This is a genomic window from Rhodoglobus sp., from assembly GCF_053580035.1.
In genome coordinates this window covers 140751-153272 of sequence record NZ_JBMDVL010000001.1, presented here as the reverse complement: position 1 = coordinate 153272, position 12522 = coordinate 140751, and the positions used below count along the sequence as shown (strand labels likewise).

General features: G+C 57.9%; 13 protein-coding genes. 9 read left to right on the top strand and 4 right to left on the bottom strand.

What is annotated here, in order from left to right; all coding sequences use genetic code 11:
• The first annotated feature begins 27 nt into the window (after positions 1 to 27).
• From ACOH1Z_RS00755 to glpK, 5 genes are all read left to right on the top strand, one after another.
• Entirely contained in the window at positions 28 to 609 is a 582-nt protein-coding gene (locus ACOH1Z_RS00755) for a DoxX family protein (protein ID WP_449646600.1), read from the top strand.
• A gap of 67 nt (positions 610 to 676) precedes the next feature.
• Positions 677 to 1750 (top strand): 2,3-butanediol dehydrogenase, encoded by a 1074-nt coding sequence (locus ACOH1Z_RS00750; protein WP_449646599.1) that lies wholly within the window; start codon positions 677 to 679, stop codon positions 1748 to 1750.
• Between the two features lies 1 nt (position 1751).
• Positions 1752 to 2186 (top strand): pyridoxamine 5'-phosphate oxidase family protein, encoded by a 435-nt coding sequence (locus tag ACOH1Z_RS00745; RefSeq protein ID WP_449646598.1) that lies wholly within the window; start codon positions 1752 to 1754, stop codon positions 2184 to 2186.
• 126 nt (positions 2187 to 2312) lie between these two features.
• Positions 2313 to 2684, top strand: coding sequence for a YchJ family protein (locus ACOH1Z_RS00740; RefSeq protein WP_449646597.1), 372 nt, complete (start codon positions 2313 to 2315; stop codon positions 2682 to 2684).
• Positions 2685 to 2719: 35 nt separating this feature from the next.
• Positions 2720 to 4228: a glycerol kinase GlpK gene (glpK, locus tag ACOH1Z_RS00735; RefSeq protein ID WP_449646596.1), complete on the top strand. Its 1509-nt coding sequence runs from the start codon at positions 2720 to 2722 to the stop codon at positions 4226 to 4228.
• 6 nt (positions 4229 to 4234) lie between these two features.
• Here the strand turns inward: glpK and trpD are convergent, their stop codons facing one another.
• A complete protein-coding gene (gene trpD / locus ACOH1Z_RS00730; RefSeq protein ID WP_449646595.1) occupies positions 4235 to 5290 on the bottom strand; it encodes an anthranilate phosphoribosyltransferase in 1056 nt (351 codons plus the stop codon).
• 77 nt (positions 5291 to 5367) lie between these two features.
• Here trpD and ctaE point away from each other — a divergent pair, with 77 nt between their 5' ends.
• From ctaE to qcrB, 4 genes are read left to right on the top strand one after another with little or no spacing between them, the layout of a single operon-like run.
• Positions 5368 to 6003, top strand: coding sequence for an aa3-type cytochrome oxidase subunit III (gene ctaE, locus ACOH1Z_RS00725; protein WP_449646594.1), 636 nt, complete (start codon positions 5368 to 5370; stop codon positions 6001 to 6003).
• A 17-nt stretch (positions 6004 to 6020) separates the two neighbouring features.
• A complete protein-coding gene (gene qcrC / locus ACOH1Z_RS00720; RefSeq protein WP_449646593.1) occupies positions 6021 to 6833 on the top strand; it encodes a cytochrome bc1 complex diheme cytochrome c subunit in 813 nt (270 codons plus the stop codon).
• Between the two features lie 39 nt (positions 6834 to 6872).
• A complete protein-coding gene (qcrA, locus tag ACOH1Z_RS00715) occupies positions 6873 to 7949 on the top strand; it encodes a cytochrome bc1 complex Rieske iron-sulfur subunit (protein WP_449646592.1) in 1077 nt (358 codons plus the stop codon).
• Positions 7946 to 9562 (top strand): cytochrome bc1 complex cytochrome b subunit, encoded by a 1617-nt coding sequence (gene qcrB / locus ACOH1Z_RS00710; protein ID WP_449646591.1) that lies wholly within the window; start codon positions 7946 to 7948, stop codon positions 9560 to 9562. The genes qcrA and qcrB overlap by 4 nt, the downstream gene beginning before the upstream one ends.
• A 419-nt stretch (positions 9563 to 9981) precedes the next feature.
• On the opposite strand, the gene ACOH1Z_RS00705 is transcribed toward qcrB, so the two are convergent.
• The 3 genes from ACOH1Z_RS00705 to ctaD are packed head-to-tail and all read right to left on the bottom strand — an operon-like array spanning position 9982 to position 12517.
• Entirely contained in the window at positions 9982 to 10443 is a 462-nt protein-coding gene (locus ACOH1Z_RS00705) for a GNAT family N-acetyltransferase (protein WP_449646590.1), read from the bottom strand.
• A complete protein-coding gene (locus ACOH1Z_RS00700; RefSeq protein ID WP_449646589.1) occupies positions 10412 to 10834 on the bottom strand; it encodes a cytochrome c oxidase subunit 4 in 423 nt (140 codons plus the stop codon). Before ACOH1Z_RS00700 ends, ACOH1Z_RS00705 begins: the two co-directional genes overlap by 32 nt.
• 3 nt (positions 10835 to 10837) lie before the next feature.
• Positions 10838 to 12517, bottom strand: coding sequence for an aa3-type cytochrome oxidase subunit I (gene ctaD / locus ACOH1Z_RS00695; protein ID WP_449646588.1), 1680 nt, complete (start codon positions 12515 to 12517; stop codon positions 10838 to 10840).
• Positions 12518 to 12522: the final 5 nt, after the last annotated feature.

The following is a 12522-nucleotide window of genomic DNA, read 5'->3' as shown; positions in this document are numbered from 1 at the left end:
ATCATCCACCACTGAAGGAATACAACGATGACCACACGTACAGCCGCAGCCCCACCTCTCTCCCGGAACGAGACGGGCACGGTGGTCGAGGATGGAAATCGAGTCGTTTCGGCTACTGGGCGCCGCGTTCTGGCAGTGTTACGTCTCGCTACCGGGTTCCTTTTTCTGTGGGCGTTCTTCGACAAGACCTTCGGTCTGGGATTCTCGACCCCAGCGGAACGAGCGTGGATCAACGGCGGAGCTCCCAGTCAAGGTTTCTTGACCGGCGATGCCGTTGTCGGCCCCTTAAAGCCGGCTTTTGCTGCGATTGCCAGCCCCACCTCCGACATTCTTTTTATGCTCGGAATGCTCGGAATCGGCGTTGCTGTGATGTTGGGAATCGGCCTACGTGTCAGTGCCGTAGCGGGAACCGTCATGATGCTCCTGATGTACCTCGCCGAGTGGCCGTTCGCAGCGAACGCGGGTTCCACTAACCCGCTCGTGGACTACCACATCATTTATGCACTCGCACTAATCACCATCGCTGCGCTGTCGGCAGGAGACACCTCGGGTGTTGGCCTGGCGTGGAAGCGACTCAGCATTGTGCAGAAGATGCCGTGGCTGGTTTAGCGATTCTCCCCTAGTTCCCTAGTTCCCTAGTGCCAACCGTTGACCACTGAGTAGATAGAAGAAGACTATGAAGGCAGCACGTTTCTACGGACGCAAAGACATCCGTATCGAAGATATTCCTGCACCAGAACTTCGCCAAGGGACTGTCGCTATCGACGTCGCGTGGTGCGGCATTTGCGGAACAGACCTTCACGAATACCTCGAAGGGCCCATTTTCATTCCCGCGGCAGGATACCAACACCCGCTCACTCACGAGGACGTCCCGGTGACCATGGGCCATGAGTTCTCGGGAACGATCACCGCTCTCGGTGAAGGAGTTACTGACCTCACCGTCGGCGAAAACGTTGTCGTCGAACCGTACTTTGTGTGCGGTGAGTGCGCACCTTGCCGTGCAGGCAACTACAACCTCTGCACAAAAATGGGTTTCATCGGGCTCGCTGGCGGAGGCGGAGGACTCAGCGAAAAAGTCGTCATTGAGCGTCGCTGGGTTCACCCGATCGGCGACATCCCGCTCGATCAGGCCGCCCTCATTGAACCCCTCGCCGTTGGCCATCACGCGTTCGTGCGTAGTGGTGCGAAAGCCGGCGATGTTGCATTCATCGGTGGCGGCGGCCCCATCGGTCTTCTGCTCGCCGCCGTGCTCTCAGCAGAGGGAATCACGGTAATTTTGTCCGAGCCCGGCACAGCACGGCGCGAAATGGCGTTGTCCACCGGAGTGGCCAAGCACGTGATCGACCCCAGCGTCGAGGATGCTGTGGCTAAAGTCATGGAGCTGACCAACGGAGTCGGTGCCGATGTCGCCTTCGAGTGCTCAAGTATCAATGCAGTGCTCGATCAACTCTTTGACGCGGTGAAGCCCACTGGTGTTATCGTCAACGTCTCCATTTGGGGTCATCCTGCACAACTCGATATGCAAAAGCTCGTCCTCAAGGAAATTGATCTGCGCGGGACCATTGCCTACGCGCACGATCACCCCGCAACAATCAAACTTGTTCAGGACGGCAAGGTCGACCTCGCACCGTTCATCACGGGTCGGATACCTCTCGACAAACTCATCGATGAGGGATTCATGACGCTCATTGATCACAAGGAGACTGCCGTCAAGATCATCGTTCGGCCGGAGGTCGGCAATGTCTCATGACATGAGTGAAGCAGGCTGGTCGCCGCAAGGACCTGTAGTCGAGCTTTCCGATCAGGCAAGCCTCGGTCTGCTCGCCAGTAAAAGCTTCGGGCATCTTGCCCTCAGCAATGAGGGGCGCCCAGATATCTTCCCGGTCAACTATTACTGCGACAAAAAAACAATCCTGTTCCGTACCGCATCGGGTTCCAAGCTTCACGAGCTCACCGAGAACATTCACGTTGCCTTCGAAGTCGACCAAACGACTCCGAATGACGTGTGGAGTGTTGTTGTTCGAGGATTAGCAACAGTGCTCGATGACGCGTCGCAGGTGACAGCTCAGGCACTCAAGACACTGCCGGATTGGGTTCCAGTGGAGTCCTTCGTCTACATCTTGATCGAGCCAGAATCTATCCGCGGTCGCCTCTTTGAAGGTCGCCTGCCCATTGGACACAGTTAGCGTCAACAGAGTTGTTTTGTGGGTCGGCGGGAATCTGTTCCGGCCGACCCACCAACTGTTCATTATGGTCCGAGTGGCACTGCCACACGAGACGCGCACTGAAGCGCGACTCGTTAGGCTTGACCAATGAACGCGTGCCCCTGCCAGTCGGCGGAAACCTACGAGGAATGCTGCGCTCGGTTCCACCGCGGCGACGCACTGGCTCCGACCGCTGAACGGCTTATGCGTTCGCGCTACAGTGCCTATGTCCTTGGCGAGACCGAATACTTGTTGAAGTCGTGGCATCCGTCTACTCGGCCGACGAGTCTTGAGGTCGATCCAGATGTGCGCTGGTACCGTCTGGATATTGTTGCCCGCACAGGTGGCAGCATGTTTGATTCTCGTGGCACTGTGGAATTTCGCGCGCACTACCGCAGCGACGGTGTTGCCGATCAACAACATGAGAACAGTATGTTCGTGCGGGAGAACGGCGCCTGGCTCTACGTCAACGCGGTCTAAGCACGCAACGCTCAAAGAAAGGCTGAGGAGAACCGGTGAACTACATACTCTCAATTGACCAGGGAACCACGAGCACCCGGGCGATCATCTTCGATCACGATGGCACGCCGGTCACCTCTGGTCAGCTGGAACACAAACAGATCTTTCCGAAAGCTGGATGGGTCGAGCACGACCCCATCGAGATTTGGAACAATACTCGCGAAGTCATCGGCCAAGCACTTTCCAAAGCAAATGTGACCCGCCACAGCATCGCAGCCGTAGGCATCACCAATCAGCGGGAAACCGCCATCATCTGGGACCGCGCAACCGGCAAGCCCGTCTACAACGCAATCGTCTGGCAAGATACCCGCACGCAAACCATCATCGACCGCATCGCTGCTGGCGATACCGACAGGTTCAAGAAACTCACCGGGCTGCCTCTCGCAACCTACTTTTCGGCATCCAAAATTGTGTGGATGCTCGACAACGTCGATGGAGTACGCGAGCGTGCCGAGGCCGGCGAGCTCGCTTTCGGAACCCCAGACACGTGGGTGCTGTGGAATCTCACCGGAGGCCCAGACGGTGGGGTTCACGCCACGGATGTTACGAACGCCAGCCGAACGTTACTCATGGACCTCGAAACTCTCTCGTGGAGCGCCGAAATACTTGCAGAACTCAACATTCCTGCATCACTGATGCCCGATATTCGTAGTTCTTCCGAGGTTTACGGCACCGTTTCAACTTCTAGCCTGCTGCGCGAAGTGCCCGTCGCGGGAATACTCGGCGACCAGCAAGCTGCCACGTTCGGACAGGCCGCTTTTGACGCTGGCGAGTCCAAAAACACCTACGGCACCGGAAACTTTCTCCTCACCAACACCGGAACTGACATCGTGCACTCCGCGAACGGACTCATCACGACCCTGGCCTATCAACTCGGGGATGAGTCCCCTCACTACGCCATTGAGGGCTCGATAGCAGTGACAGGGTCACTCGTTCAATGGTTGCGTGACAATCTCGGAATCATCGCTCGTTCAGAAGACGTCGAAGCGCTCGCGGCATCCGTCGACGACAACGGTGGTGTCTACTTTGTTCCCGCGTTTTCGGGCCTCTTTGCCCCACATTGGCGACCGGATGCTCGCGGTGCGATCCTCGGACTCACGCGCTTCGCCAACAAGGGCCATATTGCGCGTGCAGCACTGGAGGCCACCGCGTTCCAGACCAGTGACGTCGTCGATGCGGCAAACTCGGATGCCGAAGTCGCAATGACTGAGCTTCGGGTTGACGGCGGGATGGTCGCAAATTCTGCTCTCATGCAGTTTCAGGCGGACATCCTCAACATGCCCGTCATACGGCCAGTGGTGGCAGAAACTACGGCACTGGGTGCGGCCTATGCTGCCGGACTAGCGGTCGATTATTGGAGCGGGCTCGACGAGTTACGTGACAAGTGGAGCGAGGGTGAACGTTGGGAACCGCAGATGGCGGATGACGAGCGCCAGCGTCTCTTGCGCAATTGGAAGAAAGCAATCTCCAAGACCCTCGATTGGGTCGACGAAGACACCGACTAGCTCCCCTTAGCGGTTGGTCGCCGCGACCCATTCGTCGAGTTTCGCACTCGCTCGCCCAGAGTCCACGAGATCTTCTGCGCGGTCGAATTGCTCTTTCAACCGTGCGAGAAGGGGCCGCTGGCTCTGTTCTGGTTCTTGAGCGAGCGTGAATGACGCAAGCCCTGCGGCCGCGTTGAGCAGTACGACATCACGAGCTGGCGACTTCTCCCCCGCCAAGACTGATCGAATAACGTTCGCATTGTGCTCGGGGCTTTCGCCAAGAAGAGCCTCGATGGGTGCGCGCGGGATGCCGAGCTCAAGCGGATCAAGATCATGTTCGGTCACGAAGCCTCGCGATACTTCCCAGACGTGGCTGTGGCCAGTCGTTGTGAGTTTGTCTATACCGTCATCCCCGCGGTAGACGAGCGCGGTAGCGCCGCGAGTTTGGAAGACACCGACGAGGAGACTGACGCGTTCGCGGCTTCCGACGCCGACGGCAGACGCTTGCGGGCGGGCGGGATTGCACAGCGGGCCCAAAATGTTAAACAGAGTGGGGATGGCAAGTTCGCGACGTGTCGGTCCGGCGTGGGCAAACCCGGGGTGAAACAGAGCCGCATAAACAAACGTGATCCCCACTTCGCGCAAAACTTCGGCAACCCGTTCTGGCGTGAGGTCAAGGTTCAGGCCCAAAGCACTCAGAACATCGGATGCTCCGCTCTTGCTGCTCGCCGCGCGGTTCCCGTGTTTAATGACGGGGACATCTCCGGCTGCCGCAATGATCGATGCCACCGACGAGATGTTGAGAACCGCTCCATAGGGATCTCCGCCGGTGCCGACAATATCGAGGGCCATGGGGTCGACAGGCAGTGGAAGAGCGCTGGCGAGGGCGGCATCCCGGAATCCTACGATCTCATCGACAGTCTCGCCTTTGATCCGGAGGGCAATCAGCATCGCTGCCAACTGTGCCGAAGTAGCTTCGCCGTTCATCACAGACTTCATTGCCCACTCGGCTTGGCTGATCGATAAATCGTTTCCCGAGACGAGAGAACTAAGGATTTCGGGCCAAGTTGGGGTAGATGCCATAAAGGAAATCCTACCGATGCTGTGCGACTGGCCGCGGATTGAAAAACGAACCCTGAGATATCAGCCATAATAGGTAGGTGACCACAGCTGCCCTCAATCGCTCGCTCGGAGCCCAGTCTGTCCAACGACCGAACACTGTTGCGGTCGGTACCATCGTCTGGCTCGGAAGCGAGGTGATGTTCTTCGCTGGCCTCTTCGCCATTTACTTCACTTTGAAGTCAACTTCGCCTGGATTGTGGGCGGAGCAGGCTGAGAAGCTCAACGTACCGTTTGCCACCACGATCACGATCGTTCTTGTGCTTTCGTCGGTGACCTGCCAGTTTGGCGTGTTTGCTGCGGAGCGCATGCAAGTACACCGCACCGGCAAGCTCTTCGATGTGCGCAAGTGGGGCATGACTGAGTGGTTCTTCCTCACGTACGCCATGGGCGCTGTGTTCGTCACCGGTCAGGTCTTCGAATACGCAACGCTCGTCTCTGAGCACGTCAGCTTGTCAAGCGACTCCTACGGCTCGGCCTTCTACATCACCACCGGATTCCACGGGCTCCACGTAACCGGCGGCCTCATCGCCTTCTTGCTCGTTCTTGGGCGCGGATTCGCAGTAAAGACCTTCGGCCACAAAGAAGCAACGACCGCGATCGTTGTTTCGTACTACTGGCACTTCGTCGACGTAGTCTGGATCGGCCTCTTCCTCATCATCTACGTGCTCAAATGAGAAACGGAAATAAAGTAATGGCCACATCGGCAGTCCGAGCGTCTCGCAGGTCACGACCTGCTGGTCGACGTCACCCTCTTGCGACCGTAGCGCTGCTCCTCGTCGCACTCGTCGGAACTGGTGGCGCTTACGCGCTCTTCACTTCGAGCGCGACTGCAGAGACCAGTGCCTCGGCTGAATCGCTGGTCGAAGAAGGCGGAAAGCTATTCGCAGCAAACTGCGCTACGTGCCACGGGCTTGACCTTGAAGGCACTACTCAGGGGCCCACCCTGATTGGGGTTGGCGCTGCAGCCACTGACTTCCAGGTGGGAACCGGCCGTATGCCGCTCGCCGTTACCGGTCCTCAGGCGGAGAAGAAGCCTGTCCAATTCACCGAAGAGCAGATTCTCGCGTTGTCCGTGTTCGTAGCATCGCAGGGCCCCGGCCCCGCCATCCCCGCCGACATGTACCTCACAGGCGAAGGCTACGACGTTTCCAACGGTGCCGAACTGTTCCGCATAAACTGCGCGATGTGCCACAACGTTGCTGGTGCCGGTGGAGCACTCACCGAGGGCAAGTTTGCCCCGTCCCTAGCTGGTGTAACACCGAAGCACGCCTACGAAGCAATGCTCACCGGCCCGCAGAACATGCCCGTGTTCAACGACACCAACCTCTCCCCTGAGGAAAAAGCAGACATCATCACGTACCTGAAGTACCTCGATGAGACTCCTTCGGTTGGCGGCTTCACGCTCGGTTCACTCGGCCCTGTTTCCGAGGGTCTGTTCATTTGGATCTTTGGCCTTGGCGCGATCGTGGCAATCACGGTCTGGCTCACGGCTAAGTCAAACTAGTTAGCGACCGCTTCACAGCGGACGGTTGAAGGGATAAGAATGGCAGACGACCACGGCGATACCGCCGGCAGCATGGCTGCGGGTAAGGACGTCGCGCAGCACAGCGCTACTGCACACGATGCAGGCACCGCTGTCGTCGCAACCGACGAAGTACCCAACCCGGGGTTCCCTCCGTACCGCCCGCGGGTGACGGATCTTGACCCCAAGGTTGACAAGCAGCAAGAGCGTCGAGTCTCAGCGCTATTTTTCCTTTCCATCATTGGTAGCGTTCTCGCTGTAGCGGCGTACATTGCGTTCCCTATCGAGCCCGGCAATATGGACTCGGTTCGCAACAACACGATGTTCCTCGGACTCGGAATAACTCTCGGACTCCTTGGCATCGGCGTCGGTGCCGTTCACTGGGCCAAAGCGCTCATGGAGGGGCACGACCTCGTTGAGCAGCGTCACAGCACCCGAGGTAGCGAAGAAACTCGCGCCAAGGCCGTCGAAGTCTTCACCCTGGGCAACAAGGAATCAGGCTTCGGCCGTCGCACCTTGCTGCGCAACACCCTCATCGGCGCTCTTGTCGTTACGCCGTTGCCTGCAATCGCGCTGTTCCGTGACCTGGCACCCGCGGATGATCCGGTGAAGCTCCTCAAGCACACCTTCTGGGAAGAGGGAATGCGGCTAACGCGCGACCCCAGCGGCACCCCGATCAAGGCTTCCGACCTCACGATTGGTTCAGCGTTTCAGGTCATCCCTGAGGGAATTAACGACTCTGAACACCGCATTGAGGAAAAAGCGAAGGCCGCCGTACTGCTGGTGCGCCTCAAGCCAGAAGATCTCGAAGTCTCCGAGGGTCGCGAAGACTGGAACTACGACGGAATCGTCGCTTACTCCAAGATTTGCACCCATGTCGGATGCCCGGTCGCGCTCTATGAGCAGCAGACCCACCATTTGCTATGCCCCTGCCACCAGTCGCAGTTCGACATCAAGCGCGAAGCAGCAGTTATCTTCGGGCCAGCAAAACGTCCACTTCCGCAATTGCCGATCACGGTCGACTCCGAGGGCTACCTCATCGCACAGAGCGACTTCCGTGAACCCATCGGACCAAGCTTCTGGGAGCGCAAGCTATGACAACCACACCCACCCAGGACGCACAGTCGAAGTCGCGCGGACAGCGCTTCACTTCAGCTGCCGCGAACTACATTGATGAACGCACGAGCATCTCGGGCCTCGTCAAAGAGGTCGGTCGCAAGATCTTCCCCGACCACTGGTCGTTCATGCTCGGCGAGGTCGCTCTCTACAGCTTCATCGTCATTCTGCTCTCAGGCACATTCCTGACGTTCTTCTTCGAAGCGTCCATGGTTGAAGTTCACTACGAGGGTTCCTACGCACCGCTCAAGGGAATCCAGATGTCTGCCGCTATGGCATCGACTCTCGATATTTCATTCGATATCCGCGGTGGACTGCTCATGCGCCAGGTGCACCACTGGGCAGCGCTGCTGTTCGTGGCTGCTATCGGACTGCACATGCTCCGGGTGTACTTCACCGGCGCGTTCCGCAAGCCGCGTGAGATTAACTGGTTCATTGGCTTCGTGCTCTTCATCCTCGCGATGGCTGAGGGCTTCACCGGCTACTCGCTCCCCGACGATCTACTCTCCGGCAACGGACTTCGCATCATTGATGGAATGGTGAAGGGAATCCCGGTTATTGGTACCTGGATTTCGTATCTGCTCTTCGGTGGGGAATTCCCCGGTGTAGATATCGTGAGCCGCCTGTACATCCTGCACATCATGCTGCTGCCGGCGATCATTATTGCTGCCCTCGGCGTCCACATGCTGTTGCTCGTGATCAACAAGCACACGCAGTTTGCTGGTCCGGGCCGCACCAACGACAACGTCGTCGGTTCGCCCGTAATGCCCGGTTTCGCGGCGAAAGCCGGTGGATTCTTCTTCATCGTCTTCGGTGTCATAACCTTGATCGCGTCGACTTTCTCGATCAACCCGGTGTGGGTCTATGGACCCTACGACCCCTCCCCCGTCTCTGCCGGTACTCAACCCGACTGGTACATCGGATTCGCCGACGGCGCCCTCCGGCTTATTCCACCAGGGTGGGAGACTGAGTGGTTCGGATTCACGTGGTCGTTCAACATCATTGTGCCGCTCGTCGCCCTCGGACTGTTCATCGCTGTCGTGGCCTTCTACCCCTTCATCGAGGCTTGGGTTACCGGCGACAAGCGCGAGCACCACATCGCTGACCGTCCGCGCAATGCTCCTACCCGCACTGCGATTGGTGCAGCAGGAGTCACGTTCTACGCCGTCCTGTGGGCTGCGGCCAGCTCGGACTTGATAGCAACGCACTTCAAGCTCTCGATCGAGGGCGTTATCCACTCATGTCAGGCTCTGCTCATCTTCGGACCGATCATCGCTTACTTCCTCACGAAGCGAGTTTGCCTTGGTCTGCAGAAGAAGGACCGCGAAATCGCGCTCCACGGCTACGAGTCAGGTCGAATCGTGCGCCTTCCGCACGGTGAATACATTGAGGTCCATGAGCAACTCGACGAGTACGAACGTTGGAAGCTTGTTAACTTCACCGACTACAAGCCGCTGACGATCCGCCCCAATGCTGACGGCAAAATCACTGGTGGCCAGCGCCTCCGTGCCTCAGTTTCGCGGTGGTTCTTCGAAGACCGAATCGCTCCCGTATCTCAGGGTGAGATCGAACAGTCGAAGGACGCGCACCACTAAGCGTTCCTCACACGAACGGTTGTGGGCCTTGTCGGATACTCTCCGTCAAGGCCCACAGTCGTTTAACGCGGCGGTGTAAAACAAGACGGCAAGAGCGGTATTCCACGGTGCCGTTATGAGTCATAGTCAAAGCCACCGTGCTCTGCTGCGCTCTGTGATGCAGCGTGGCGCGTGGTACCGGGGTTCGGTTACTCGGTCGGTCCAGCCCACTCACGAGGTTCGCTCCCCCGACGTTGTGCAGCGCCAGAGCAAATTTGGCCGTGGAGGCTAGCTAGGTCACAGCCGCTACTCGGTCTCTCATTGCGTCCTCGGAGCTGCCTAAACGCCAGTGAAGAGGCGGAGCGCTGCACGGGACGCTTACTTAGAACCACCAAAATAACTACGGGTGGCGAAGCTTTCCCTAGAGGGCAAAAAGCGTTCTAGTCGAAGACTCGCTTGAGGAAGTCAGCGGTCGAGCGGTAGCCGATGCGTTCAAAGAAGTCTGCGGATCCACGGCTCGGAACTGTGAGCTGACGTACTCCGCGTTCCAGGCACACTGCCTCTACAGCTTCAACGAGACGCGTGCCGATGCCGGAACTTTGGACGGTTCCATCGACAACAAGTTCTTGCAGCTGCGCTGAGCTGCCGTTGGTGTGGAGAAGGTGCGCGATAGTTGCGAAGGCATACCCCACGACGCCGACCTCGGGGTGTTCAGCGACAAGCATGAGTGTCGTTGCACCATCGTCGACCGCGTGCGAGAAGCTCGCATCAAATGCGGCACGGTCCGGAGCGTACTCAGTACCTAGCTGCTTCAGTAACTCAAATACTGAGCCCGCATCGGCAGCGGTGGCAGAACGTATCTGCACTGTCTTAGCGTGCGAAGTATCCGCGGTAGTACTCATACGTCCACCCTACGAGGCTTACGATGAGAATTCCGCCACCAATGAACGAGATCCACGCTCCGATTGCGACGCCCAAGAAGACGAGCGAGACGGATGCCGCGAGAACGATTGGCCACCAGCTCCAGGGGCTGAAGTGCCCTTGCTCGGCATCGCCGTCTTCGATGTTGGCATCGAGGCGGTCTTCTGCGAGCTCCCCACCCTGTGCATCGTGCACCTTACCTAGGTAGAAGGCTATTAGCGCCCACAGCAGGCCACTGAGGAGCAGTGAGATGGTTCCCACCCATTCAACGCGCTGATGAGCCTGGTCGATGAGCGACCAACCGGTGTACAGCGCGGCCACCACGAAGAAGAATACGGTGAGAATCCAATAAAGCTTGACGTTAGCCCTCATGAGCTATTTCACCTTCTCATCTGCAAGATCATAAACCGGCGCTTCGGGGGCATCTTTGCCTGGGCCAATGCCCACGGGGATACCAGCTTCAGGGTGGTTCAAGTCGAATGCCGGGGATTCGGAACGAATTCGTGGGATCGACGTGAAGTTGTGCCGTGGTGGCGGGCAGCTTGTCGCCCACTCGAGCGAACGTCCGTAGCCCCACGGGTCATCGACGGTCACGCGCGGCGCCTTGCGAGCGGTGATGTAGACGTTATAGAGGAACGGGATCATCGACACGGCAAGAATGAACGCGCCGATAGTGGAGACCTGGTTCATCCATGTCACGCCATCCTCTTCGAGGTAGGTGCGGTAACGACGCGGCAGGGCAACAACGCCGGCCCAGTGCTGAATGAGGAAGGTCGTGTGGAAGCCGATGAAAAGCAACCAGAAGTGAATCTTTCCGAGACGCTCGTTGAGCATTTTGCCGGTCCACTTGGGCCACCAGAAGTAGAATCCACTAAACATCGCGAAGACCACAGTTCCGAACACAACGTAGTGGAAGTGTGCAACCACGAAGTAGGTGTCAGAAACGTGGAAGTCGAGCGGGGGGCTAGCAAGAATTACGCCCGTAAGCCCACCGAATGTGAAGGTAACGAGGAACCCGATCGCCCACAACATGGGCGTCTCAAACGTAATTGAGCCTCGCCACATTGTGCCGATCCAGTTGAATATCTTCACGCCAGTCGGCACCGCAATGAGCATGGTCATGAGCGAGAAGAACGGAAGCAATACCGAGCCAGTCACGTACATGTGGTGCGCCCAGACCGTAACCGAGAGCGCAGCAATCGAGATTGTCGCGTAGATCAGGGTCGAATAGCCGAAGATCGGCTTACGGCTGAAGACAGGGAACACCTCGGAGACGATTCCGAAGAACGGAAGCGCGATGATGTAGACCTCAGGGTGGCCGAAGAACCAGAACAGGTGTTGCCACAGAATGACGCCACCGTTCGCGGGGTCATAAATATGTGCGCCGACAACTCGATCCGCTCCGAGACCGAAGAGAGCCGCTGCCAACACAGGGAACGCCATGAGGATGAGCAACGACGTCACAAGGGTGTTCCAGGTGAAGATCGGCATACGGAACATCGTCATGCCAGGAGCACGCATCGTAATGATGGTGGTGATGAAGTTGACCGCACCAAGAATGGTTCCGAAACCGCTCATCGCAAGTCCGAAGACCCACAGGTTGCCACCAATACCAGGAGAGAAGGTCGTGCTTGAGAGCGGAGCGTAAGCGAACCAGCCGAATGATGCCGCACCTTGAGGGGTGAGGAAACCTGCGACGGCGATTAGCGAACCAAAGCTATAGAGCCAGTATGCGAATGCGTTCAGGCGAGGGAATGCTACGTCAGGAGCACCGATCTGAAGCGGCATGATCACGTTTGCGAAGCCGGCGAAAAGCGGCGTCGCGAACATCAAGAGCATGATCGTGCCGTGCATCGTGAAGAGTTGGTTGTACTGCTCACCAGTAGCAACGACTGACAATCCTGGCTCGAAGAGCTGAGCTCGGATGACAAGCGCCATCACGCCGCCAAGAAGGAAGTAGAAGAAAGAGGTGATCAGGTACATGTACCCAATGGTTTTGTGGTCAGTCGAGGTGACCCAGTTCACCAAGACATTGCCCTTATGTTCGACGCTCATGAGCC